25 protein-coding genes and 4 tRNA genes are annotated in these 24,769 nt (G+C 28.2%); 10 read left to right on the forward strand and 19 right to left on the reverse strand.

The genetic code is table 11. From position 1 onward, the window contains the following. Window positions 1-31 precede the first annotated feature (31 nt). The 6 genes from JRV97_RS03205 to JRV97_RS03230 are packed head-to-tail and all read right to left on the reverse strand — an operon-like array spanning window position 32 to window position 5,486. Window positions 32-481: a flavin reductase family protein gene (locus JRV97_RS03205; protein ID WP_281000136.1), complete on the reverse strand. Its 450-nt coding sequence runs from the start codon at window positions 479-481 to the stop codon at window positions 32-34. A 40-nt stretch (window positions 482-521) separates the two neighbouring features. Then, entirely contained in the window at window positions 522-2,186 is a 1,665-nt protein-coding gene (locus JRV97_RS03210; protein ID WP_281000137.1) for a foldase protein PrsA, read from the reverse strand. A gap of 15 nt (window positions 2,187-2,201) precedes the next feature. After that, window positions 2,202-2,912: a 2-phosphosulfolactate phosphatase gene (locus JRV97_RS03215; RefSeq protein ID WP_281000138.1), complete on the reverse strand. Its 711-nt coding sequence runs from the start codon at window positions 2,910-2,912 to the stop codon at window positions 2,202-2,204. Further along, complete coding sequence (locus tag JRV97_RS03220; RefSeq protein WP_281000141.1) at window positions 2,909-3,547, reverse strand: histidine phosphatase family protein; 639 nt, start codon at window positions 3,545-3,547, stop codon at window positions 2,909-2,911. Before JRV97_RS03220 ends, JRV97_RS03215 begins: the two co-directional genes overlap by 4 nt. A 32-nt stretch (window positions 3,548-3,579) precedes the next feature. Then, window positions 3,580-4,674, reverse strand: a complete 1,095-nt coding sequence (locus tag JRV97_RS03225) for an iron-containing alcohol dehydrogenase family protein (RefSeq protein ID WP_281000143.1) — start codon at window positions 4,672-4,674, stop codon at window positions 3,580-3,582. Between the two features lie 2 nt (window positions 4,675-4,676). Beyond that, complete coding sequence (locus tag JRV97_RS03230; protein WP_281000145.1) at window positions 4,677-5,486, reverse strand: hypothetical protein; 810 nt, start codon at window positions 5,484-5,486, stop codon at window positions 4,677-4,679. 223 nt (window positions 5,487-5,709) lie between these two features. Between JRV97_RS03230 and JRV97_RS03235 the strand changes: the two genes are divergently transcribed. Then, on the forward strand, window positions 5,710-6,546 hold the full coding sequence (locus tag JRV97_RS03235) for a type II CAAX endopeptidase family protein (RefSeq protein WP_281000147.1): 837 nt from the start codon (window positions 5,710-5,712) through the stop codon (window positions 6,544-6,546). Window positions 6,547-6,823: 277 nt separating this feature from the next. On the opposite strand, the gene JRV97_RS03240 is transcribed toward JRV97_RS03235, so the two are convergent. From JRV97_RS03240 to JRV97_RS03255, 4 genes are read right to left on the reverse strand one after another with little or no spacing between them, the layout of a single operon-like run. Continuing rightward, window positions 6,824-7,828: an elongator complex protein 3 gene (locus JRV97_RS03240; RefSeq protein ID WP_281000150.1), complete on the reverse strand. Its 1,005-nt coding sequence runs from the start codon at window positions 7,826-7,828 to the stop codon at window positions 6,824-6,826. 54 nt (window positions 7,829-7,882) lie between these two features. Further along, the gene (gene speE, locus JRV97_RS03245) at window positions 7,883-8,761 is read right to left on the reverse strand and encodes a polyamine aminopropyltransferase (protein WP_281000152.1); all 879 of its coding nucleotides are present in this window, start codon (window positions 8,759-8,761) and stop codon (window positions 7,883-7,885) included. Between the two features lie 12 nt (window positions 8,762-8,773). Then, window positions 8,774-9,169: an adenosylmethionine decarboxylase gene (gene speD, locus JRV97_RS03250; protein WP_281000154.1), complete on the reverse strand. Its 396-nt coding sequence runs from the start codon at window positions 9,167-9,169 to the stop codon at window positions 8,774-8,776. Between the two features lie 38 nt (window positions 9,170-9,207). Next, complete coding sequence (locus JRV97_RS03255; protein WP_281000156.1) at window positions 9,208-9,741, reverse strand: helix-turn-helix domain-containing protein; 534 nt, start codon at window positions 9,739-9,741, stop codon at window positions 9,208-9,210. 320 nt (window positions 9,742-10,061) lie between these two features. On the opposite strand from JRV97_RS03255, the gene JRV97_RS03260 reads away from it, so the two are divergent. The 3 genes from JRV97_RS03260 to JRV97_RS03270 all read left to right on the forward strand — a co-directional run bounded on the left by JRV97_RS03260 (window position 10,062) and on the right by JRV97_RS03270 (window position 12,048). After that, on the forward strand, window positions 10,062-10,667 hold the full coding sequence (locus JRV97_RS03260) for a hypothetical protein (protein ID WP_281000158.1): 606 nt from the start codon (window positions 10,062-10,064) through the stop codon (window positions 10,665-10,667). Window positions 10,668-10,684: 17 nt separating this feature from the next. Continuing rightward, complete coding sequence (gene fliS, locus JRV97_RS03265; protein WP_281000161.1) at window positions 10,685-11,131, forward strand: flagellar export chaperone FliS; 447 nt, start codon at window positions 10,685-10,687, stop codon at window positions 11,129-11,131. A 71-nt stretch (window positions 11,132-11,202) separates the two neighbouring features. Next, window positions 11,203-12,048: a GNAT family N-acetyltransferase gene (locus tag JRV97_RS03270; RefSeq protein WP_281000163.1), complete on the forward strand. Its 846-nt coding sequence runs from the start codon at window positions 11,203-11,205 to the stop codon at window positions 12,046-12,048. Window positions 12,049-12,066: 18 nt separating this feature from the next. On the opposite strand, the gene JRV97_RS03275 is transcribed toward JRV97_RS03270, so the two are convergent. Beyond that, window positions 12,067-12,612 carry a GNAT family N-acetyltransferase gene (locus JRV97_RS03275; protein ID WP_281000165.1) on the reverse strand — a complete coding sequence of 182 codons (546 nt, stop codon included), beginning with the start codon at window positions 12,610-12,612 and terminating at the stop codon, window positions 12,067-12,069. A gap of 625 nt (window positions 12,613-13,237) precedes the next feature. Here JRV97_RS03275 and mnmE point away from each other — a divergent pair. The 6 genes from mnmE to JRV97_RS03305 all read left to right on the forward strand — a co-directional run bounded on the left by mnmE (window position 13,238) and on the right by JRV97_RS03305 (window position 15,731). After that, window positions 13,238-14,578 carry a tRNA uridine-5-carboxymethylaminomethyl(34) synthesis GTPase MnmE gene (gene mnmE / locus JRV97_RS03280; RefSeq protein WP_281000167.1) on the forward strand — a complete coding sequence of 447 codons (1,341 nt, stop codon included), beginning with the start codon at window positions 13,238-13,240 and terminating at the stop codon, window positions 14,576-14,578. An 11-nt stretch (window positions 14,579-14,589) separates the two neighbouring features. Next, window positions 14,590-15,297 carry a hypothetical protein gene (locus JRV97_RS03285; protein ID WP_281000169.1) on the forward strand — a complete coding sequence of 236 codons (708 nt, stop codon included), beginning with the start codon at window positions 14,590-14,592 and terminating at the stop codon, window positions 15,295-15,297. A 90-nt stretch (window positions 15,298-15,387) separates the two neighbouring features. Then, window positions 15,388-15,463: transfer RNA gene (locus JRV97_RS03290), tRNA-Pro, on the forward strand. A 20-nt stretch (window positions 15,464-15,483) separates the two neighbouring features. Next, window positions 15,484-15,559 (forward strand) — tRNA-Gly (locus JRV97_RS03295). After that, a tRNA-Arg gene (locus tag JRV97_RS03300) sits at window positions 15,560-15,636 on the forward strand. 20 nt (window positions 15,637-15,656) lie between these two features. Continuing rightward, window positions 15,657-15,731: transfer RNA gene (locus JRV97_RS03305), tRNA-His, on the forward strand. A 102-nt stretch (window positions 15,732-15,833) separates the two neighbouring features. Here the strand turns inward: JRV97_RS03305 and JRV97_RS03310 are convergent. The 8 genes from JRV97_RS03310 to JRV97_RS03345 form a co-directional block, all read right to left on the reverse strand. Further along, window positions 15,834-17,057, reverse strand: a complete 1,224-nt coding sequence (locus JRV97_RS03310; RefSeq protein WP_281000171.1) for an adenosylhomocysteinase — start codon at window positions 17,055-17,057, stop codon at window positions 15,834-15,836. Window positions 17,058-17,201: 144 nt separating this feature from the next. Next, complete coding sequence (locus JRV97_RS03315; RefSeq protein WP_281000172.1) at window positions 17,202-17,933, reverse strand: class I SAM-dependent methyltransferase; 732 nt, start codon at window positions 17,931-17,933, stop codon at window positions 17,202-17,204. Beyond that, a complete protein-coding gene (locus JRV97_RS03320; RefSeq protein WP_281000174.1) occupies window positions 17,930-19,087 on the reverse strand; it encodes a trans-sulfuration enzyme family protein in 1,158 nt (385 codons plus the stop codon). The genes JRV97_RS03315 and JRV97_RS03320 overlap by 4 nt, the downstream gene beginning before the upstream one ends. Continuing rightward, a complete protein-coding gene (locus JRV97_RS03325) occupies window positions 19,084-20,241 on the reverse strand; it encodes a PLP-dependent cysteine synthase family protein (protein ID WP_281000176.1) in 1,158 nt (385 codons plus the stop codon). The genes JRV97_RS03320 and JRV97_RS03325 overlap by 4 nt, the downstream gene beginning before the upstream one ends. Before the next feature lie 273 nt (window positions 20,242-20,514). Next, window positions 20,515-21,165, reverse strand: coding sequence for a methionine ABC transporter permease (locus JRV97_RS03330; protein ID WP_281000178.1), 651 nt, complete (start codon window positions 21,163-21,165; stop codon window positions 20,515-20,517). Further along, entirely contained in the window at window positions 21,162-22,127 is a 966-nt protein-coding gene (locus JRV97_RS03335) for a methionine ABC transporter ATP-binding protein (protein WP_281001028.1), read from the reverse strand. The genes JRV97_RS03330 and JRV97_RS03335 overlap by 4 nt, the downstream gene beginning before the upstream one ends. Window positions 22,128-22,158: 31 nt before the next feature. Beyond that, a complete protein-coding gene (locus tag JRV97_RS03340) occupies window positions 22,159-22,950 on the reverse strand; it encodes a MetQ/NlpA family ABC transporter substrate-binding protein (protein WP_281000180.1) in 792 nt (263 codons plus the stop codon). A 518-nt stretch (window positions 22,951-23,468) separates the two neighbouring features. Continuing rightward, the gene (locus JRV97_RS03345; RefSeq protein WP_281000181.1) at window positions 23,469-24,581 is read right to left on the reverse strand and encodes a KamA family radical SAM protein; all 1,113 of its coding nucleotides are present in this window, start codon (window positions 24,579-24,581) and stop codon (window positions 23,469-23,471) included. Window positions 24,582-24,769 lie beyond the last annotated feature (188 nt).

Raw genomic sequence — 24,769 nt, forward strand, 5'->3', positions numbered from 1 at the left:
AAAGGCAGCCATTTTGGCTACCTTTACTATATTAAAACAATTGATGTTCCCCATATAATAATGGTTGATCAAATTTTAATAGTTCTTGATTTACTACCTTACCTATATATACAATATGATCTCCTGCTTCAGCCTTATTTACTATCTTGCACTCAAAAAAAGCAACAATGTTTTTTATCTTTGGAATTCCACTCTTTGTTAATTCAAAATCCACATTTTCAAATTTATTTATATTTCTTCCACTTTTGCTACCAAATATCTTCGCTAAATTTTTTTGTTCTTTTGATAATATACATACACCAAACTTATCTGCACTTTCTAATAATTCATATGAATATCTTTGCTTCCCAATTGATATTGCTATCATAGGTGGTTTTATAGATACTCTTGTTATCCAGGCTACAGTTATACCATTTAATTTATTATTTGAATTTATAGTAACAATAGAAGCAACATTATATATTTTTCCTAAAGCATCCATATTTCCCCTCCTATTAAAAAAGCGCCTTTCGGCGCTTTTTTTAATTGTTATCTCCCATCATATTCTTCAATGTTGTTTTAATTTCATCAATAATTTTTTGTGATTCTGTTTTTATTTTTTCATCATCAGTGGTTGATACTATTTTTTCAAATGCTTGCAACATTTTTTCTAATTCTGGTTGAATAACATCTTTTGGTTGTGAAGCTATATATTGTTTTATATATTGATAATATGTATAATTGTATTCAAAAGAAATTTGAGGATCGTCAGGATTTAATTGATACAATCTTATTAAGGTATCCATATCTTTATTTTTTGTATACATTTCTTTTAAAATATTAAATTCTTTCATTTTTAAATTGTTTATATATTTCTGAGTCTCTTGAATATTTATATTTTTATCAAATAATTCTGGATACATAATCTTTGCATAATACAAATTTTCCAAATCTTTTTTTAATGCTGTTTTTTCCTCTTTCCCTTTTTCATCTTTAATGTTTTTTAATTCTTTTTCTAATTCGTCTATTTTATTGCTTATTTCTTTATCATTCATTTTTACATATTCAGTGTTTTTATATTTAGAAATTGTTTTTTCTAATTCAATCATTTCTGGCAAAGTTTGATTTAATTCTTTCACTAAATTTAAATAGCTCATTTTCCACAACTCTGGCGCTTTTTCATTATCTTTTATAGCATCATATAATTTTCTTTCAACATCCATTTTCTCATCTAACGTTTTTGCTTTTTCAATTTTATCTTCATATATAAGGGGCTCGTACTTTATAGCATAACTAAAATCTTTTGAATAATTAGAATACCATTTATATAGTTTATTATTTTTCAATTCTGATTTTAAATTTTTCATTAATTCACTATCAGATTTTATATCATCAATAGTGTTATATACTTTTTTACCTTCAACTTTTATAATATGATAACCATAATTTGATTTTACTGGTCCTACTATTTCTCCAACTTTCGCTTTAAATGCTGCATTAAAATATTCTGGTACTACTTGATTTTTTGCGACCCAGTCAATACTACCACCATTTTTAGCTGATTGAGTATCAATAGAATATTTTTTTGCTGCATCTTCAAATGTAATTTTCCCACTCTCAATTTCATTTAAAATCTTATTAGCAGTTGCTTCATCTGTAACTAAAATATGTTTTGTTAATACTTTTTCATTTCTTAATTTTATATCTTCAAAATTATTTTTTATATACTCATCTAATTCTTTATCCGTAACATTTCCTATTGTAGAATCTATATATTTATAATATTCCTCCGTAGATAATGCTTCTCTTAAATATTGTTTAAGTCTATCTTCTGATCCAAAGTAGTTGATAATTTGATCTTTAGTTTGCGGATTACTCAAATATTGTGAAGCTAAATCATTCACCTGTTGATTAATCTTGCTTGCATCTGGCGTATAACCGTTTTCTTTTGCATAATATTCAAGTATCTTATAATTCAATATATCTTTTATTGTTGATAACATATAATATGGTTCTTTCATCTTATCATATTGTTGTCCGCTTTGCTGTAAGGAATTGATTCTATTCACATATTCAATTTCAAATCTTTTGTCATCTAAAGAATAATCTTTTAAAACTTTCCCCTCTTTGGTCAAATATCCAATAACTTCTGAAAAAGCAAAAACACTAAACACAACTAATAGTAAAACTAAAACTACTTTTTTCATACTACACCTCCAAATTTAGATATCTATTTTTGACTTAAATTCGTTCTTATTCATTTTTGAAATAGGAACTACATTAAATAAACTTTCATTAAAACACATTGTTAAATCTTTGTCTAACCCCATTTTTTTTAATTTTTGCGCATGAATAGAATATTGTAATATTCTTGCATGTGGAATATTTGCCATATTAAGCGCAATATATGATTCGTCATTAAAATATGTAATATCCTGTTTAGATAATACACTAAGAAGTCTTCCAGCTGTAAATACATCTTCTAAAGAGACATTACCATCCGTTCCACTACAAATTATTCCTATATCATCTATTTTTCTTGTAAGTAAATACTGTAAAACAGCTTTTAGGTTTATTAATGACGCTGCAATAGTTATTCCTTTAGAGTTAGCTAATAATAATGATTTAGAACCATTTGTAGTACACAATATAATTTTCTTATTTTTAAAATGAGCTGCATTTTTTAATATTTCTGAAGGAGAATTAGAATAATCAAAACCCGAGATTTTCATTGCATTTCTTTCCCCTAATAATAACGTATGCTCTCCTTTTAGTTCAAAAGCTTTTTCCGGGTTATTTACTATAGTAATACTATCACATCCAACAGACAATGCCGTAGCTATACTAGAAGTTGCTCTTAGTGTATCAATAACTATATAATATTTATGGGTTTCAATATTTTCTTTTGGTAAAAAATATGTATATAGCCTCATAATTCTTCCTCCACTGTTTTTGGATGAATTATTCTTTCTAAATCAAGATGCCATGTCTCATTTAAATTTAATAATCTTATATTTCCATTTATATATTCTAACGTTGTTACTGAGGCATTATCAAGCATAAAATTTCTATGTTGATTCAATGGTAAATTTAATACCCAACATATTACAGTTCTTAATAATAATCCATGAGAAACAACTACAATATCTTTTTCATTTTCACTAATAATTTTTTTTAAAGCTTTTACTCCTCTTTGCTGAACTTCAGCTAATGATTCAACTCCATTTACAAACGCCCACGGATCTTTTGACCATAACTCAAATTCTTTTGGAAATTTCTTTTTTACGTCATTAATATTATAGCCATTCCACAATGCAACATGTGCTTCTTTCAAATCTTCAATTATTATTGGTTGAGATTTGATGTTTTCTGATATAGGTAAAGCAGTTCTATGCGCTCTCTTCAATGGAGAAGAATAAACTTTTACATAATATTCATTTTTAAATCTTCCTTTTAAATTTTCCGCCTGTTTTATTCCTATTTCATTTAATTCTACATCAACATTTCCCTGCCATTTTCTTTGCAAATTCCAATCAGTCATCCCATGACGTATTAAGTAAATTTTCAATATTTTTCCCCCTTGACCTATTAAATATTCTATCATATTTTTGTAATTTTTGTATACATCTCTTTAATCTTTTTTTCATCATAAACCCCTGGGGTATTTTTTATGTGCGCCGAAGACATTACTTCATTTGTAAATAATTCTAATTCATCATCAGTAAAAGTTATATTAAAATCATATATCCCTAAATCTTTTAAGAATTTAAAGAAATTATCTAATGTTCCAAATATATCTTTAATTATTTTTGTTTTTTCTGGTGAATATTTATCAACTTCTTCCGCCACTAAAGGTAAGAAAATAGCAGTTGCCTGACCATGTCTTATTCCTTTGTGAATAGTAATTCTATACCCTAAAGAGTGAGGCAATATTGTTCCAGTTTGAGCAATTACCATCCCCGCTAAATTTGAAGCAATTGCAAGTTTTTCTCTATATTCAACATTATCCAAATTAACTAATGTTTTTGGCAAGTATTCATATATAAGTCTAATTGATTCCCTGGCAAGTATATCAGACATAACTGTGGCCCTTTTGGAAAGTATCCCTTCAACCGCATGAGACAAAGCATCAACTGCTGTTGTAAGAGTTAATTCTTTATTCATTTTAACCATATATCTTGGATCTAAATAAGATACATCTGGGAATATTAAATCGCTTTTAAATCCAGATTTTCTCCCATTTGGTTTTGTTAAAACTGCAAAAGGAGTTACCTCACTACCTGTTCCTGAAGTTGTAGGTACTGTTACTATAGGCAAAGCAACATCATAATTTTCCATATCAAACAAATCATCTGGAGTTAAATCTGAATTAGCAGTTAATACTGCAATAGCTTTTCCAGCATCCATAGGACTACCGCCACCAATAGCTATTACAAAATCACATTCTTCTTTTAAAGCTATTTCTTTCCCTTTTATTACCATTTCATATGTGGGATTTTCTCCGATTTCGTTATAGTGAATATATGGGATTCTATATTCCTTAAGAACAGAAATAACATCATCTAATGCTCCTGTTACTTTTGCAGAATTCCTTCCTGTTACTATAATGGCCTTTTCCCCTAATATCATTTCTTCTTTATTTTCAAAAATACACTTCTGACCATAATACAATTTTGTTGGCATGTAATATAGCATTTTCACTCACCCCTTATACAATATTTTTTCCAAAAATCATATAAAAAATCCGGACCTTTTTTAAATATATCTTTTAATGAATTAATATCATTATTATTATAATAAAAAAAATCTGAAATAGCAAACATTCCAGAAATTGCTATATACTTATCCCAATAATTGCTTGCAGTTATACCTTTAATTAAAAACTCTTTATCTTTATTTACATTCATTTCGTTTTTCAATATTTTATATGATTTATTTTTCTTTTCCAGTAAACTTTTTTCTTTCCAATTTATTTTTTCAATATTTTCTGAATAAGATAAAAAATGTGCTAATCCTTCATCGAAAAACAGATATTTCATCTGCTTTCCAATTTTATCTGGCCATTTATATTTTTTATGAATAAGAATATGAGCAAGCTCATGGGTTATCAATAATGATATATTTTTTTTTAATTTTGATATTTCCATGGATGAGTTACTCATTTGATAAATATCAAAAATCATAAATGTGTTGTTATTTTCATCATATCTTATCATAGCATCATATGGTGAAGGAGCTCCAACAATAAAATATACTGTAAAATCGAATACATCTCTCTCATAATTCTCAAAAATTGTTTTCCAAATTTTAAAATTACATGGTTTAAAGTTTTTTAATAATGACATAAATAACGAATATGTATATTTTATACGCTCATATGCTTTAACCGGTGGTGCTTCAAATAAAATTTTACCACTTTCTATCATTGAAAATATTTTATGATTGAAAATTCCTTCTACTTTCTTTTCTTTTAAAAAATAATCTATTATTTCTGTGTTAATTTTCAACTTAAAATCACCGTCCTCAAAATAAATATCTAAATAATTATACAACATTTTATTCATTCTTTATTTTTTAGAGAATACGCACTAAATAAACTTAAAGTTGTTTACTTGAAAACATATAACCTTTATGATATAATGGTAACAAAAATTTTTCATAAAAAACAAAAAGTGTACTTGTTTTCGATATGTGAAAAAAATAACCATATTCAAACAGAGGAGGAAATTCATGAATACAAAGACTTCAAGTCCCTGGAGCTTTTTTATTATTGCTCTGGGCATTTCCTGGTTTTTCTGGTTATGGATTATATTACTAAACTGGAATGTCTTTACATTCCCGGCAATAATTTTTGGAGCTATTGGATTATTAGGGCCAACGATTTCAGAAATTCTTTTGATTTTTCACTCTAAAAACAACAAAGAATGGATAGACTATAGGCAAAGAATATTTGATATAAAAAGAATTGGGAAAAAATGGCATTTTGTAATATGGTTTACATTCCCTATTTTAAATATTGTTGCTATCGCTTTAAGTATTTTCACAGGATCGGATTTACCGGATTTTGAAACAGTTAAAAATTTATTAAGTAATCCTTGGCAAATCTTTCCATTTGCTTTTTTTATTTTAATTTATGGGCCACTACCAGAGGAACTTGGATGGCGTGGTTATGCTCTTGATAAATTACAGGAAAGGTATAATGCACTTGTTTCAAGTCTTATACTTGGTGTAATGTGGTCTTTGTGGCATGTTCCACTTTTTTTTATGAAAGGCCAATGGCAACATGATGCTTTAAATTTTGGAACACTGGATTTTTGGATATTTATTTTAAATACAATTGTTTTATCGATTCTATTTACATGGATTTACAATAATACAAACCATAGTACATTATCTGCTATACTTTTTCATTTTATGTGTAATTTTACTGGACAAATTCTCCCTTTAACAATGTTTGCAAGACTTTATAGTTTTATATTGACTATCGTTTTAACAATATCAGTAGTTATTATTTGGGGGCCAAAAACACTAACCCGCCATCAAAATAAAAAAAAGACGAAATCATAAGATAAAAAAGGAGTTCAGAAGAACTCCTTTCAGACTGTTGACAAAGTATTTTCTAAAAAAATAATATGAGCGAATACTTGAAAATTCCCGAAAAAATATGAATGAAGGCGGATAAAATCACATGGATGTGATTTTAAGCGAAACCAATCAGGATGTGCGTTTGAGCGACCGCCGGAAATGAATATTTTTGAGGATTTAGAATTTCCCGTATGAGTGAATATTATTTTTGAAAATACTTTGTATTTAATTTTGAGTTTGTCTACAAACTGAAAGGAGTTCAGAAGAACTCCTTTTTTAATAATAAATTTAGTAATTCCGCATATGAAAATTTCCTGTTATTTAAAATAAAATCTTCATTTTCATGAAATTGTATCTTCGATTTTTCCAATAGTTTTACATTCTTCTTTTTAAAGCCTATAAAATTAGATTTATATTTAATTGGTACAATTAATTCAGGAAATGCTTTTATAATATCTTCTGCTATTTTGGTTCTAACAATATCCCCAAAAGAATCATGATAAGGACCAGCTACAACATTGTCTCTTTCTTTACCATATAAACATATTCCCAATCTTATCACTTTCTTTCCAGCAGCTTCTATTATTTCAGTCATACGAGCAACTTTATTGATTGCATCATCAAGAGTTTCTGGTTTATATTCACCATTTTTATACATTTTTTCTAATGTAGAATTTTTTAATATTACTGTTGGGTGTATCCTTACACTTTTCGCTTTAAAAAGCGTCGTTATAATAGCAGAATTTATATCTTTATTATATGAACTTTTAGGTAATCCTGTCATTAAATGAATTCCATAATCAAAATTATTCTTTTCAAGCAATTCAATTGCATTCCATACGTCATCTAGATTGTGTGGCCTATTTGCAGCTTCTAAAACTTCTTTATAAAACGATTGAACCCCTATTTCAATAAAATTAATTGTATAATTTTTTAATATATCTATTTTTTCTTCTGTTATTTCTTCAGGAGATGTTGAAAATCTTATCCCAAAAGCTTTTTCTTCATATATCTTTTTTTGAGCCCAATCAAGATAATATTTCATTTTTTCATTTTCCATTCCTGTAAAGGTTGCACCATAAAAAGCTATATACGGTTTTACATTTTTAGGAAAATAATTTATATATCTTTCAAATATCTCATTTAATTTTTCGATATCTGGTTTTAATTTTATTCCCGTAGCTGAGTATTCATTACAAAAAACACATATTTTTTTACATCCTGCATGTGGAATAAAAATTGGTATTATATATTCTCTAGACATTTTTCACCTCTATTAAAAAACCGGTGGAAAATTCCACCGGTATGATTTATTTAATTATTTTTCACCAATTAATTTTTTTACAAATGTTGGCAATGCAAAACTTGCAACATGAATTTCTTCATTATAATATTTTAATGTATCTAACTTTTCAAAATTTCTAACTTTTTCTGGATTAAAATCTTTTAATGGATCTAATCCTTTTGATGCGAATGCATAACTCCACATACCTGAAGGATATGTAGTCATAAAGCCCATATATGTTTTAGTTACAGGAAATGCGCTCTTAATTCTGTTATATGCAATTCCTACCCATGCTCTATCATAGAAAGGATCTTCTGTTTCTGCTGAAAATACACCATTTTCTGTTAATGCATTATAACAAGCTTTATAAAAATCTTCTGTAAATAAATGCCCACCTTCTCCAGCTGTCGGATCTGTTGAATCCACAATAATTACGTCAAAATAATTTTCAAATTGTCTTACATATTCAGCACCGTTTTCATTCACTATTTTTAATTTTGGATTATTAAATTCAACACTTGTAGTTGGTAAATAATTTCTTGCAGCCTCAATAACCATAGGGTCTATTTCACATAAAATCACTTCTTCAACTGATGGATGTTTTAAAACTTCTCTTGTTGATCCTCCATCTCCTCCACCAATTACCAATACTCTTTTTGGATTTGGATGAATAAACATTGGAACGTGAACCAACATTTCATGATACATGAATTCATCCACTTCTGTAGTCATTGTGATTCCATCTAAAGAAAATACTCTACCTAATTCTGGGTTTTCAAAAACATCTATTCTTTGGTATTCACTCTGAGCCGAATATAAAACTTTATTCATTTTCATAAATAATCCTACATCTCCACCTGTATACCATTCCATATATAATAAATGTCTTCCTGGTTCCAAATTCTTTTCCATTTCTATCCCTCCTTAAGCTTCCACTTTATGTGGTGAATTTTCATCTATTCCAATTTCTTCATATATTCCTCTTAAATGTTCTATTGTTTGCGCTCTCTGCGAATTAAATGCTTTTTTCAAAAATTCAAAACTTTTCCATGGATCGACATGATCTCCACATGTATAAATATCAACTGATGCATACCCATATTCAGGCCATGTGTGAATAGCAAAGTGAGACTCCGAAACAATAACAGCTCCACTTACCCCATGGGGCAAAAATCTGTGGAAAGTAGATGTTACTATAGTTGCTCCTGATTCTATAGAAGCTTTTTTCATTAACTCTTCTATTTTATCTACATCGTCTAAAATATCTTTATCACATTCATAAAATTCTGCTATAATATGTCTTCCTAATGATTTTGCCATTTACAACCCTCCCCATGGTATTTTTATTTTATTTTTTATTATTGTATTTCAATCCATAAAACCTTTGCTTTTTTCTTTTTGCTAGAGTTTTTTATATAATGTATCTTATCTGCTTTAAAATAAAATGCATCTCCTGTTTTTGCTTTATATTTAACATCATCTAGCCATAATTCTATATTACCTTCCAATATATACCCAAATTCTGATCCTTCATGATAATTTTCTTCTTCCGTTTGAGCCATTGGTTCAAGTTCAACAATTATTGGTTCAATCTTTTTCACTTCAGTATCAGTCATCAATAATTCTTCTTTTATTCCGTCTGGTGTATCATATATTGGAACTCTTTCACTTTTCTTATATATAATCTTTTTTTCTTCAAAATCAGAAAAAAATTCTTTCAGGTTTGTTCCTAACGCTCTTAAGATCATTTCCAAACTTTCAAGAGTCGGAGAAGTTAGGTCTCTTTCTAATTGCGATATAAATCCTCTTGTCAAATCTGCTCTAACTGCTAATTCTTCCTGTGTTAACCCTCTTGAAAGTCTTAATTTTTTCAACTTTTCCCCTATTTTCATAATATCACCTGTATTTTTAAAGTGTCTTTAATGTATTTTATAATAAACACATAAAAGTATTATTATAAAATATTTTCAGAACTTTATTCTTATTTTAAAGCCTTAAAAAACGCTTTTTTATGTTCTTATATGAATATTATAATAAACAATACGTTTATTATTATAATCTTTTTTTCTTTCATTGTCAACAAAAATTCTTATCAAAAACGTATTTTTAATATTAAAGTTTTTTTACACTTGCATTTTTGTTTTTAAATGAAATTAATGTTATAATTGAATTAGACGATATTAATTAAGAACTATGTCAGGAGGTAATTTTTATGGATAATATAAAAATTAAGGTAATCTACGAATCAGATAATCAAACATTTGAAAGGGAATTCTCAAAAGATCAATTTAATAATTTTAATGAATTGGTTAATTTCTTTCAAACTGAAAAAATTAATTCGGTACTAACTGGAATGAAGATAAACGGAAAAGAAATTCCGATGAAATTTTATGATGAAATTAAAAATGCTTTTTTTGAGGGCGGAGAAGAAATTGTACTAACATTTGATGACTTATATGGGTTGGTAAAAAAACTGCTTTTAGAAGGAGAACAATACATTTCAAAAATAGAAAACTCACTGAGCACTATTTCAAAGGAAGTTATGTTGAATACCAAAGAAGGGCATAAAATGATTAAAGCTTTAGCAGAAGGATTACAAGCAATGAACACTATATTATCACAGGCTTCCAAAGTATTAAATAAAACATTTATAACCGATGAAGAAATGGAAAAACAAAAAAGTATATTAGAAAAAATTACAGAATCTCAAAGCATTTCTGATAATGTGGAAATTTCTGATATAATCGATTATGAATTTACTGAACTTTTGGATATTTTCAAAAAAGCTTTTGAAAGGGCTATAAACGAAATCGATTAAGCGAGGTGGTGAGCTTTATGTATCAACCAAATAATTTTCAAAATGCTAATAATAGATATGTTGAAAGTATGGTAAAAACTGCAAGCCCAGCAAAATTAGTTGAATTGTTATATTTAAATTCAATAGAAAGATTAAATAGAGCTATGAATATGATAAAAAACAAAAAGATAGCTGATGCCCATAATCAAATTGTAAGGGTTGAAGATATAATTATGGAATTAAACTTATCTTTAGATATGGAAAAAGGTGGCGAAATTTCAAAAAATTTGAGAGCTTTATATAACTATATGTATAGGCGCTTATTAGAAGCAAATTTAAACAAAGATATTGAAATATTAGAAGAAATAAAAGTCTTATTGAATACTTTATTAGAAGCATGGAGAGAAGCTATGAAACAGGCAGGGGATGTAATTAAGCAACAAGTTAATCAACCTACAAGAAAAGGATTGGACATTTCCACATAATTTTAACTGGCTTTGTGCCAGTTTTTATTTTTTGTGATATAATTGTAATGAGGAGCAAAAGGGGGGATATTATGAAATTTAAAAAAGCAAGCGAAATTCCTAAGGTTGCTATCGTGGATTTAGTCAATCAAACTTTTAAAGACTATACTGTGCCAATTAATTGGACAATAACATCTTTTGAATATGATGTAAGAGAAAATTCAATTTCCTTGGATGATTCATATATTGTTTTTGAAGATGACAAGCCTATCGGTTTTTCTTTAGTCTCTATAAGGGGGGCAAGAGGAAGAATAGATGCTTTTGGTTTTTTAAAAGAATATAGATTAAAGGGATATGGTTCAGAATTACTTTATTACACAATTGAAAAAATGAAATGGAAAGGGATTACAAAGGTAACATTAGAAGTTGTAGATGAAGAACTTAGTGCAAAAAAGTTTTATAAAAAACATGGTTTTAAAGAAAAAAGAATATTGGATAGTTTTATTAAATATTTAGATAAAACTAATGAATCAAAATTCAAATATGTAAAAACTGACTATAAGTGTATTCATGATAGAGCTGTAGAAGCATTGCATTATATTGGAAGAAATCCTAACTGGCAAAGGGAACCAAAAACATTAGAATTATCAAGAGATAGATATCAGATGGAAAGGATTACCCAAAAAGGTTTTACTATTGGATATGTCGTATGGGGAACAACAAAAGAAGGAGCTTTCATAGTCGATGTTTCACCAATTATTGATGCTACAAGATATGATGAAATTTTAGAAGATCTATTAGCTCGATTTGCTGAATTGAATTTCAAAAATGTTACTATCGTTTCTTTACCAGAAGATGATCCATTATATTCGTTAGTAAAAAAATATAACTTTAATTCTTTCTTAAGACAAGTAGAAATGGAAAAAAGAATACACTAATAATAAACCGCGGCCGATTTACTCAACCGCGGTTTTTTTATGCCATTCTCTTCTTAAAATTCCCATTATTATTTCGTCATGATATTTTCCTTCTCTAAATATCTGTTCTCTTAATACTCCTTCAACTTTAAAACCAACCTTTTCATATGATCTTATTGCTCTTTTATTAAAACTAAAAACATGTAACTTTATCTTATTTATATTCATTTCATTAAAAATAAAGCCTACTAATAATTCCATAGCTTCTGTTCCATATCCATTATTTAAAAATGGTTTCCCAAGAAAAATACCAACAGTTGCAACAGAATTTTTCCAATCGACATCATTAATTCCACATCCACCAATATATTTATTATCCTCAATTCTTTCTATAGCAAAACTATATTTACCATTACCCATAGGATTATTACTTTCATACCATTTTTCTTCATCTTCTATTCTAAATGGAAAAGGAATGCCTGGCATCAGATACTTTTTCACCTCATAATCATTGATATATTCTAAAACTTCTTTTAAATCATCTTTAGAATACGCTCTTAATCTTACTTTTTTACCCTCTAACATAAAATCCCTCCCTAAAAAATCAGTTTTTTAAATAGAAGCACAAATATTTGAGAACATTATAACAAATTATAACTCCCATGTCAATTATAAATATTGATTTATTGAAATAAAATGTATTATAAAATTTGCATAATAAATCTCGATCAGACGCTCATTTGCTAATCTGATAAAATCATTCATTTTCAGCTGTCGCTCAGACAACACATCGTGTGTTGCTTCGCTTAAAATCCCATCCTTGGGATTTTAACAGCTACATTCATGATTTTATCAGGCAAATTTCGAGTCTTTTCTCAATTTATTATGAAATTTTATAATAATAGCGAATTATAACCTGAGGTAAGGCTTGAAAATTCCCGAATTAAATATTTGCGTGAGCTGGCAAAAAAACAGGATGTTTTTTTGAGCGAAACCATTGCACGGATGCAATGTTTGAGCGACAGCGGCAAGAAAATATTTAACGAGGAATTAGAATTTTCACCGCCTGAACGAGGGTTATAATTTGTTATTATTAATTCCATATCAACTTCAATAAATCAATATTATTAACAATATGGGATTATAATATTAAAAAATATTGTAGGTTTATATGTTATAATATATCAGAAAAACTTTAGGGAGTGGTTTTATGATTTTTGATACTATTGCCGCCATATCATCACCTTTAGGCACAGGAGCTATATCTGTAATAAGATTAACTGGAAAAAATGTTTTACAGGTTATAGACGATCTTTTTAGCAACAAAAATCCAGAACCCAAGAAGATGTATTATGGCTGGATAAAAGATAAAAATGAAATAATAGATGAAGTAACATGGGTATACCATAAAGGGCCCAAAAGTTATACTGGTGAAGATATGCTAGAAATTTTTGGTCATGGTGGAATTTTAGTTACAAAGAAAATTCTAAATATTATCCTATCAAAAAATATAAGAGAAGCATTACCAGGTGAATTTTCTAAAAGAGCTGTTATGAATAAAAAAATGGATTTAGTAAAGGCCGAAGCTATTAACGAATTAATCCATGCAAATTCCGAATATGCTTTAAAAGCAGCTGCAAATCAAATGGATGGAAAACTTTCAGAAAAAATACAAATTCTAAAAAAAGAATTATTCAATATCGCTGCAAGAATAGAGGTAGAAATGGATTACCCCGACGATTTTGAAGTTGATAACTTTGAATTTCTTAATTCTTTAAACGCCATTAAAGAGGAACTGGAATATCTATATGAAAATGCTGATAACGGCATCTCTGCTATTGAAGGAATTAAAATGGCTATTGTAGGGAAACCAAATGCAGGTAAATCCACCTTATTAAATGCCTTATTAAGAAAAGATAGGGCTATAGTAACAGATATTCCTGGAACAACGCGAGATACTATAGAAGAAAGCTTAAGCATTCGCGGTATATTAATAAAATCTATTGATACTGCTGGGATAAGAAAAACTGATGATATTGTAGAAAAAATTGGGGTAGAAAGATCTTTAAAAGCTATTGAAGAATCTAAACTAATATTATTCGTATTAGATAATTCAACTGGCATAGAAGATTATGACAAAGAAATATATGAAAAAATAAAACAATTTAACAAAGACATCATTATAGTTATTAATAAATCAGATATACATAATAAAGATAACTTTGACATCCCTTGGCAGAATCATGATGTTGTCAGAATTTCGGCAGCTACCGGAAATATTAAAAATCTTGAAGATTTAATCTATAATAAACTAAAAAACACAGTTACCACAAATGAATTCACACTTACAAACGAAAGACAAAAACAAGCTGTTAAAAAAGCTATTGACTCTGTAATAAAAGCTATTGAAGGAATTGAATTAGGTTTGACAAATGATGCTATAATGTTTGATGTAAGAAAAGCCATTGAAGGTTTAAATGAGTTAACGGGAGAAGATTATACAGAAACATTATTAGATAATATATTTGGAAATTTCTGTGTAGGAAAGTAGGTGCTGAAAGTATGAATTACATAGTCCTTTCAATTTTATTTGGATTAACACCTCTTGTTCAATTCTTTATTAAAGGATGGTTGTTCTTCGGAATATCACTAATTGCATTTATTATTTTTTATCAAATACTAAAATCAAAAGGTAAACAGGCCTTTTCATTTTTATCTGCAACAATAATAGGAAGTGAGGCTTTTGCGCTCCTTTTTGGATTTACAAATTTTTTTATTCTCTTTTATCTTTTAGTAGTTTCTGGTATTTTTTTAGTTGCAGCCAATGAAGAAAAGAAAGTGGATATACTAAGGGATTATCTAAAAATTAATAACTTTAATTCTAAAAAATGGGATTATTATCATTTATTTTTTGGTCGAGGAGAAATTTCTTCTATAGAAGAAGTTGGGAAATTAATTCCTTCAATTTTTGCTATAGGTGAAGGAAAAATTGCGTATTCTGTAAAAATGCCTAACGGTGATTACTACAATCAGATCATTCCAATTGAAAATGTAAATTCATATGATCTTTATGACATTAAAGGTAACCAAGAATTATATTATGTAAAAATACAGGACTTATTTTTACCTAATAGAAGATTGAGAACTTTACATAAACCTTATTTAGAAAGTTTTTGTTTAACTATTTCTACTAAAGACGGAGAACTTATTTCCTTTTATGAAGAACCTGATATCCTTCAAAAAATAATAAAAAAATTGGATGAAATATAACTTGTAAAAATCTTGAAATATTTTTTTACTTGACTAGTAATGATTTTTGTGGTATTATAATTCTCGGACATCTGATGAAGATGGATGTGTCGGAGCGTAGCGCAGATGGTAGCGCGCCGGTCTTGGGAACCGGAGGTCGCTGGTTCGATCCCAGTCGCTCCGACCAGAAGGTGGCGACCTTTAAGTGCGGCTGTAGTTCAATTGGTAGAACACTGGCCTTCCAAGCCAGGGGTTGCGAGTTCGAGTCTCGTCGGCCGCTCCAGCGCCCATAGCTCAATAGGATAGAGCATTGGATTTCTAATCCAAGGGTTGGGGGTTCGAGTCCCTCTGGGCGCGCCACCTTTTTTTATTTAGCGATGGTGGCATTAGTTCAGTGGTAGAACGCCTGACTGTGGATCAGGATGTCGTGGGTTCAAATCCCACATGCCACCCCAACAAAAAAGGGAACCTGAATTGGTTCCCTTTTTTGTTATCATAATACTCTTTTATTTTTTAATTTCTTATATAAAAGTGGAAGCTTTTGCTTCCACTTTTTGTTACTTCCAACTATTTAAATATTCTATTTGTTCTGGTGTTAATTCATCTATTTCTATTCCCATAGATTTTAATTTAATTTTAGCTATTTTTAAATCCACTTCATACGGAACAGGTCTAACATCTATATCTATCTTACCTTTATTTTCTTTTAAATATTTTGCCCCTTCTAATTGTAGTGAAAATGAAAGATCCATTATTTCTACTGGATGTCCATCACCATTTACAAGATTTACCAATCTTCCCATACCAAGTAAATATAATTTATTTCCATTTGGCATAGTATATTGAGTTACACCATTTCTAACTTCTTTCTTTTCAACATTTATTCTTTCTAAATCAGCAACTTTTACTTCAATATCAAAATGACCAGCATTAGCTAATACAACCCCATCTTTCATAGACAAGAAATGTCTTTCCACAATTACATCTGTATCACCTGTAACCGTAACAAAGAAATCACCTATTTTTGCTGCTTCATCCATAGGCATTACTTCAAATCCATCCATAACAGCTTCAATTGCCTTTATAGGATCAACCTCTGTAACTATAACTTTTGCGCCTAATCCTTTAGCTCTCATTGCTACGCCTTTACCACACCATCCATATCCTGCAACAACCACATTTTTACCTGCAACTGTTAAATTAGTAGATCTGATTATTCCATCCCATGTAGACTGCCCTGTCCCATATCTATTATCAAATAGATATTTCATATATGAATCATTTACATCTATAACAGGAACCTTTAATTTACCATCTTTTAGCAAAGCTTTATATCTTTTTATTCCTGTTGTAGTTTCTTCATTAATTCCCCAAATATTTTCTAGTAGTTCTGGATATTTCTCTACAATTCTAACTCCTAAATCTGCTCCGTCATCAATGACTATATTCGGCTTAATTGCTAAAACTTTATCAATATTTTTCCAATAAAGTTCTTCGTCTGGTGTTCTTTTAGCATATACATTTACTCCATATGTTTTCAAAGCTTCTGCAACATCATCTTGAGTTGATAATGGATTACTACTTGTTATTGCCACATTTGCACCTAATTCATGTAATACTACAGCTGTATATGCAGTTTTGGCTTCAAGATGAATACTCATAGAAATATTTATTCCTTTAAAGGGTTGTTCATCCATATACATTTCTTTTAATGTATTCAATACCTTCATATGTTGTTTTACCCATTCTATCTTTTTTCTTCCGGATTCCACTAAGTTCATCATATCCCCTCCAATAATAAGTCATATGTTTTCATTATATCATAAGTTATCCAAAAGTCTAAATATCAAAAATTTAGAAATCCCGTTATATGAAGAAATGCTAATTCCTCTAATGAACTAATATTAAATTGAATAGTTTATATATCATATAAAAATAGCTTTGTATAAATTTATTTTTTTATTATTAACCATACAATATGCTTCTAATGGTTCTACATTTACCTTTCTAAATATTTTATTTCCTATATTTTTTATTTCTTTTAAAGAATATCCAGGGCGTGTATCCTTTAAATTTTCTAATATCTCAACATGTTCGTGTTTTAATATATCTATTATTATTACCTTTCCATTTTCTTTTAAAACTTTTTTCATACTTTTCAATGCCTTTTCCGGTTCTAAAAAATGATGGAATGCCAGAGTTGAAATAATTACGTCAAATTTTATAGAATTATGAGTATTATAATAATCATTTGAAACTTTTATTGATTCCTCAATTCTCTCAGCTATTCCCCATACTGCTTTAATATTTCTTTTTTTTAATCTTTTTAACATACTTGGAGTCAAATCCAGGGCATACGGAAAAGTTTCTATATCTCTCTCATTCAGCTTTTTCATAATTTTTTCAGTAAAAAATCCCGATCCTGCTGCAACATCAAGAAATATAACTTTTTTTCTACCTAACTTTTCTGTTTCTGATACTATTTCTTCCACTATTATATTTATACATTTATCTTCTAAATATGATCTTACAATATCATCTCTCATAGGTGCTTCTTCTTCAAAATGTTTTATCTGTTCAAGAAGTTCTTTTTTTGCCAATTCTTTATACCCTAATTTTTCTATAAGCCTTTCTACATCACTTAATGTTGGTATCATTCTTTCACCGCCTTAAATCCTTTTTCAAAATCTTCTATTAAATCTTCTACTTCCTCTATTCCAACAGAGACTCTTATTAAAGAATCTTTTATTCCTGTTTTTTTTCTTTCTTCAACAGAAACAGCTGAATGAGTCATCAGTGAAGGTATTTCTATTAAAGATTCGACTCCTCCAAGACTTTCAGCAAGTGAAAAAATGGTTAATTTTTCCACAAACTTTTTTGCACTTTCTAAATCACCTTTTATTTCAAATGAGAGCATCCCTCCAAATCCTCTCATCTGTTTTTTAGCCAACATATGTTGCGGATGAGATTCCAATCCAGGATAATATACTTTTTCAACATATGGGTGATTCTCTAAGTATTCTGCAATAATCGATGCATTTTTTGCATGTCGTTCCATTCTAATAGATAAAGTCTTTATTCCACGCATAACCAACCATGAATTAAATGGTGACAGTATAGCTCCTATTGAATTCTGATGAAATTTTATTTTTTCATACAATAAATCAGAATTCAACATTACTGCTCCGCCAACAACATCTGAATGACCGTTGATATACTTTGTAATACTGTGTAATACTATATCTGCTCCAAGATCTAGTGGGTTTTGGAAATATGGACTGGCAAACGTATTGTCGACCACAACAATCAAATTTTTTTCTTTAGATAGTATAGAAATTTCTTTAATATCAGCAAGTTTTAATAAAGGATTTGTCGGTGTTTCAATCCATATCATTTTTGTATTACTTTTTATTGCTTTTTTTATATTTTCTATTTCTCTAAAATCTACATAACTCACTTCAATACCAAAATGATTTAAAACTTTGCTAAATAATCTTCGAGTTCCTCCGTATAAATCATCAAATGCTATAATATGTTCTCCTTGCTTTAATAATGACAAAATCACAGTAGTTTCCGCTGCTAATCCAGAGGAAAAAGCAAGACCATATTTTGCATTTTCAAGAGTGGCTAATTTTTTTTCCAAACTGTTTCTTGTTGGATTTCCGCTTCTTGAATATACATATCCTTCTTCCACCTCATCAAGTGATTGTTTTGCAAAAGTCGTTGATAAATGTATAGGATAAATTGCGTCACCATATTCTACATCTTTTGGATTTTCTCCAACATGTATAGATTTTGTTGTAAATTTCACTTTAACACCTCCAATATTTTTTCATCATCAAGTTCAAAACCTTTTTCAATCAACCAACTATCATTAAAAATTTTTGTCAAATAATTTCTTCCTCCATCCGGAAAAATTATTGCAATCTTTTTATTTTTTATCTCTCTTTTTTTAAGATATTTTATCGCTCCAAATAATGCTGCTCCAGAAGAGCCACCAACCAATATACCTTCTCTTTTAGCTAAAAATCTTGTCATAGAAAATGATTCTTGATCACTTACGACGATCATATCATCTATCAAATCAAGCTCTATTGTTTCTGGAATTATATCTTCTCCAATTCCCTCGACGAAATATGATTTTGCTTTCTTTAATGCCTTTTCAAAACTCATACCTTTTTTCACAAAATTATATACAGATCCAACAGGATCAATTCCTATTATTTTTGTATTTCCTTTTTCTTTAAAATATTTTGAAATACCTGTTATTGTACCTCCTGTACCTGCACCAACAAAAATATAATCTAAAATTCCATTAAATTGGTTCCATAATTCTGGAGCTGTTATATTATAATGAGATTCCGGGTTATATTTATTAAAATATTGATTAGGGATATACGCATATATGTTTGGTTTAATATTTTGAGTCAGTATAGATTTTAATTCATTTAATTTATTACTATTCACCAGAGTCTGTACATAATTAACTAATTTTTCTATTTCATCATATTTAAGTTTTTTATTTTCTTTCCAGATTAATTTTGCTATAACTTCTGAAACTTTATAATACGAATTTGGATTATCCGGTTTTACTTCAGTTGGTGTTCTCACAACAAATGCTCCATATGCTTTTAATAGCAATTCTTTTTCAATGCTTATTTTTGAAGGCATTGTAAAAATTAACTTATTTCCTTTTTTAGTACCATAAAGTGCTAACCCAACCCCTGTATTTCCAGATGTAGGCTCCACAATTATAGTATCTTCATTAATTTTACCCTTCTCATTAGCTCTTTCTAACAAATAAACTCCCATTCTATCTTTTATACTTCCTCCAGGATTTAAATATTCTACTTTTGCATATAATTCATTATTTATATTAAAATAAGATTCAATTTTATTTAATCTTAAAATCGGTGTATTTCCTATCATTTCAAAAACATTATTGCAAATTTTTTCTTTTCCCATCACATTATCCTCCTTGTTATTTTTTTAACTTTCTAATTCAGATAAATTTTATCTGTTTTATTTTATCAAATTAGACAAAAAAAGTCAAGATTAAATATGTAACAAATTACTTCTTTAAAAAATTCATAGATATTAATAACTGTTATATAGAAAATTGTTGTAAAATAATCTCAGATCTTCCTTTTAAAGCCTTATTATCAAAATTATCATCCTTTATATTTTTAGTATAGACTTTATCAATACCCTAAAATAACTGCATCCAACTGGATGCAGTTATTGATTTATATCTATTATCTTTTCAATTTTCATTCCTACAAATTGTATTATCTGAGTAATTAAAATTAAAATAATTAAATCATACATTAAAATATCAAATCTAAACCTTTGATATCCATAATTTATTGCCATAGCCCCTAATCCACCTGCTCCAACCGCACCTGCTATGGCAGTATAAGTTATAAGATTTATTAACAATAAAGTTATATTAGCAACTATTTTCGGCAATGTTTCTGGAATAAGAATTTTCACTATAAACTCAAAATTATTCATACCCAATGTATGTGCAGTATCAATCATTTCTTTCGGTAATGAATTAAAAGTACTTTCACTTAATCTTGCCATAAAGGGTATAGCGGCAATAGTTAAAGATACTATTGCTGACTTAGGACCAATTATTGTTCCTACTATTAATTTTGTTAATGGTATAATCAAAACAATTAATATAATAAAAGGTATAGATCGAAATATGTTTATAATTACATCAAAGATCCTATATATAACTTTTGATATTTTAAGTTGACTAATGGATGTTAAATATAGTATTATCCCTAAGGGAATTCCAAAAATAACACTTAAAAAACCAGAAAAAAATGTCATATATACTGTTTCTAATGTTGCTTTAATTAATTCATTTAAAATATTCAAAGTCTTAGCACCTCCAAAGCATAAACATATTCTCTTAAATCATTTATAAACTCACTTGTTTTTTCTCCTTCTATTTCCAAAATTAGTTTACCAAAAGGTGCATTTTTGAAATCTTCTATCTTTCCATATAATATGTTAAATATAATGTCATATTTTTTAGAAATTTTATTTAATATGGGTTTTCCAACACTTTCACCATAAAAAATAACTTTTATTATCTTTCCATTTTTAAATTTTAACTTACTATAATTATAATTGATATCTTTATAAAATTCTTTATTTAATTCTTCTTCAAATTCAGAAAAAAATCTATAAACTTCACCAAAATAATGAACTTTACCATTTTTTAAATATAAAATTTTATCGCAAATTCTCTTTATTACATCCATCTCATGCGTTACTATAATTGTTGAAATTTTCATATCTTGGTTTATTTTTAATATTAATTCAAGAATTTTTTCGGTAGTTTTAGGATCAAGTGCCGATGTTGGTTCATCTAAAAATAAAATATCGGGATTGGAAACTATTGCCCTTGCAATTGAAACTCTCTGTTTTTCACCACCCGACAAATGTGCTGGAAACGCATTTTTTCTATGTTCAAGCCCTACTTTCTTTATAATATTAGATACTTTTTCCTCTATCTCATTTTCCTTATTTAAAATTAAAGGCAATGATATATTTTCAAAAACTGTTTTTCTTGACAATAAATTATAATGTTGAAAAGCCACTCCTATTTTTTTTCTAATATTCCTTAATTCCTTCCTTGATAATTGAGTTATATTAATATCATTAAATAAAATTTCACCTTGAGGTTTTTCAAGCAAATTCAATGCTTTCAATAAAGAGGACTTCCCAGCACCGGAAAGTCCAATAATTCCCAATATTTCACCTTTTTCTAATTTAAAACTTATATCTTTTAATACATAATTTTTCCCATCATATGTAAGATTTAAATTCTTCACTTCAAGCAATTTATTCACTCTCCTTAAAAAGTTAAAAAGTTGGAACTACAGCTCCTTTGTATTTTTCAATTATAAAGTTTTTAACCTTTTCAGTTTGAAGTATTGAAATTAATTCTTTAATTATTTCATTATCTTCATTTTTCTTTTTTACAGCTATTATATTTGCATATGGTGAATTGGCATTTTCTATAAATATTGCATCTTTTAATGGATTTAATCCATTTTCTATTGCATAATTTGTATTTATTACAGCTCCAACCACAGAAGCATCTTCCTTATATGTTCTTGGCAAATATGCAGCATCCAATTCAACAAAAGTCAAATTATACTTATTTTCTTCGATATCATTAATAGTAACTTTTAAAGAATTTGTATTTTTTAACTTTATTAATCCATTTTCTTGTAATAACAATAATGCTCTTCCTTCATTTGTTGCATCATTTGGAATTACTACTTTATCACCGGATTTAAATTCTTTTATTGGTTTTTTAGAATAAAATCCCATAGGTTCAACATGGATTTTTGCAATTGATATTAAATCTTTATATCCTTTGTTTTTTGAAAATTCTTCTAAATAGGGTATATGTTGAAAATAATTCGCATCAATTTGTTCTTCTTCCAAAGCTATATTTGGCTGTACATAATCATTAAAAATAACAATTTCCAATTTATACCCTGTCTTTTTTTCAAAATCGTCCTTAACAAATTCAAGAATTTCCGCGTGAGGAACAGCTGTTGCACCAATTTTTAACACCTTTTCTTCCTTTGAACAACCAAAAAGCACTAATACTAACAATAGTATGAAAATACCTAACTTTTTCACTACAAACACCTCCTGATAAAATTTTTAAAAAAATAAGGCCGGTTATTTTCATAACCGGCCTTCTCAATTAATTCCACTCAGCACGAAAACAGAGTGGCATTAATCTTCCTTAGAGAAGACCTTACATGCCACATCATCATATGTACTTTATATAACCTTTCTAAATTTTTACTTAATTTCATAATATCACCCGAATATAATTTTTTTGCATTCCAATTTATAATTTTTTTGTATTCTAACATATATACTTTTTTATTGTCAAGTAAACAAAAGAGTATTAAAGTAAATAAAATGTAAATGGAAAAGAGCTGAAAAATCAGCTCTTTTCTTATGGATAAACTCTGTATAATATTCTTGCAAAAGGAATTGCTTCATATAAAAAGAAATTAAAACCTTAATTTTAATGATTTTATTGTTTGTGAAATGTTTTTCTTATTTATTCTCAAATATATAATGGACAAATTATTATACTAAGAAACTAATTTCCGGCAACAATCCAGGAGATCTATCATAACCTTTTATTTTAGTATATTATCAATAATATATTCTTCAACTAAGTCTTTATAATCATCAAGCCAATATGCATTTGGATTCCTTTTATAAACCATAATTTTACCAGCATTTTTAAGATCATGTGCTCTTTGATATCTAAATATGATGTGTTCTTTAGTAAGAGCAGCTACTTCTATTTTTCCCGTTTCATGAGACATAGCAAATCTCGCTCTTTTTGCAAGACCAGAGACATTCATTATTGCTTTAAGAAATATTTGATATCCTTCTTCTATTGGAACAGCAAATGGTTTATTACCAGCAACAGGCCTTCCTTGGAACACATAATATGGCGGCACACCTATAAATGATAGTTTTTTAAACAATTCCATCAATGTTTTCCAATCGGCATTTACTCCTTTGATCAAAGGTGTTTGATTGGCCAATATCGCACCTGCTTTTAATAATTTATTTATTGCTTTTATAGATACATCTGTAATTTCATTAGGATGATTAAATTGAGTCATAATATATATCTTTTTTTCATCAGTAGAATATTTTTTTATCATTTCAATTAATTCCGGATCATCTATTACTCTATATGGGTTAAAAGCAAGCATTTTTGAACCTATTCTAACTATTTGAACGTGTTCAATTCCTCTAATTTGTTTAATAATATTTTCTAATTTTTTTGTAGATAATAATAATGGGTCTCCACCTGTTAATAATACATTAGTTATTTCTTTGTGTTGTTTGATATATTCTAAATCTTCACTTACATCTCTAACTACTTCTTCACCAATATTTATAAATAATCTTTTTCTGAAACAAAATCTACAAAATCCCCCACAAACATCATTTACCAAAAGCAAAGCTGTATCTCTGTATTTGTGTTGCAGTCCTTTACTTATGGTATATGATTTTTCATTTGAAGCATCTAATCTTCCCCATTCTTCTAATTCATCAACTTGTGGAATAATAAGCTTTCTTATTGGATCATCAGGATCCTCCCAATTAATTAAACTTAAATAATAATCATTTGCTCTAAACTTGTATTTTTTTGTAACTTTCTTTAATTCGTTTCTCTCTTCTTGGTTTAATTGCTCTACTTTGTCAATATCAATTATATACTTTACACTCAATGCATCCTCCTCCTTTCAAAGTTATTTAACGAAAAAAATGAACTCTTTTTAGAGTCTTATTTGTAGACAATACACAAAATAAAATATTCAAAATAATATTCGTTTATATGATTTTTTATATTTCATTTTCCAACAATTTGCGGCTTTTTAAGGATAAGTGTCATTTCAGATAGAGTTAATAAAGAAGG

It is taken from the genome of Marinitoga aeolica, from assembly GCF_029910535.1.
Lineage (GTDB): Bacteria > Thermotogota > Thermotogae > Petrotogales > Petrotogaceae > Marinitoga > Marinitoga aeolica.

Excerpts from the sequence above, each read along its gene's own strand:
- JRV97_RS03205 (WP_281000136.1), bottom strand. The coding sequence starts at position 481 with ATGGATGCTTTAGGAAAAATATATAATGTTGCTTCTATTGTTACTATA.
- JRV97_RS03210 (WP_281000137.1), bottom strand. The coding sequence starts at position 2,186 with ATGAAAAAAGTAGTTTTAGTTTTACTATTAGTTGTGTTTAGTGTTTTT.
- JRV97_RS03215 (WP_281000138.1), bottom strand. The coding sequence starts at position 2,912 with ATGAGGCTATATACATATTTTTTACCAAAAGAAAATATTGAAACCCAT.
- JRV97_RS03225 (WP_281000143.1), bottom strand. The coding sequence starts at position 4,674 with ATGCTATATTACATGCCAACAAAATTGTATTATGGTCAGAAGTGTATT.
- JRV97_RS03235 (WP_281000147.1), top strand. The coding sequence starts at position 5,710 with ATGAATACAAAGACTTCAAGTCCCTGGAGCTTTTTTATTATTGCTCTG.
- JRV97_RS03240 (WP_281000150.1), bottom strand. The coding sequence starts at position 7,828 with ATGTCTAGAGAATATATAATACCAATTTTTATTCCACATGCAGGATGT.
- speE (WP_281000152.1), bottom strand. The coding sequence starts at position 8,761 with ATGGAAAAGAATTTGGAACCAGGAAGACATTTATTATATATGGAATGG.
- speD (WP_281000154.1), bottom strand. The coding sequence starts at position 9,169 with ATGGCAAAATCATTAGGAAGACATATTATAGCAGAATTTTATGAATGT.
- JRV97_RS03255 (WP_281000156.1), bottom strand. The coding sequence starts at position 9,741 with ATGAAAATAGGGGAAAAGTTGAAAAAATTAAGACTTTCAAGAGGGTTA.
- JRV97_RS03260 (WP_281000158.1), top strand. The coding sequence starts at position 10,062 with ATGGATAATATAAAAATTAAGGTAATCTACGAATCAGATAATCAAACA.
- fliS (WP_281000161.1), top strand. The coding sequence starts at position 10,685 with ATGTATCAACCAAATAATTTTCAAAATGCTAATAATAGATATGTTGAA.
- JRV97_RS03270 (WP_281000163.1), top strand. The coding sequence starts at position 11,203 with ATGAAATTTAAAAAAGCAAGCGAAATTCCTAAGGTTGCTATCGTGGAT.
- JRV97_RS03275 (WP_281000165.1), bottom strand. The coding sequence starts at position 12,612 with ATGTTAGAGGGTAAAAAAGTAAGATTAAGAGCGTATTCTAAAGATGAT.
- mnmE (WP_281000167.1), top strand. The coding sequence starts at position 13,238 with ATGATTTTTGATACTATTGCCGCCATATCATCACCTTTAGGCACAGGA.
- JRV97_RS03285 (WP_281000169.1), top strand. The coding sequence starts at position 14,590 with ATGAATTACATAGTCCTTTCAATTTTATTTGGATTAACACCTCTTGTT.
- JRV97_RS03310 (WP_281000171.1), bottom strand. The coding sequence starts at position 17,057 with ATGAACTTAGTGGAATCCGGAAGAAAAAAGATAGAATGGGTAAAACAA.
- JRV97_RS03315 (WP_281000172.1), bottom strand. The coding sequence starts at position 17,933 with ATGATACCAACATTAAGTGATGTAGAAAGGCTTATAGAAAAATTAGGG.
- JRV97_RS03325 (WP_281000176.1), bottom strand. The coding sequence starts at position 20,241 with ATGGGAAAAGAAAAAATTTGCAATAATGTTTTTGAAATGATAGGAAAT.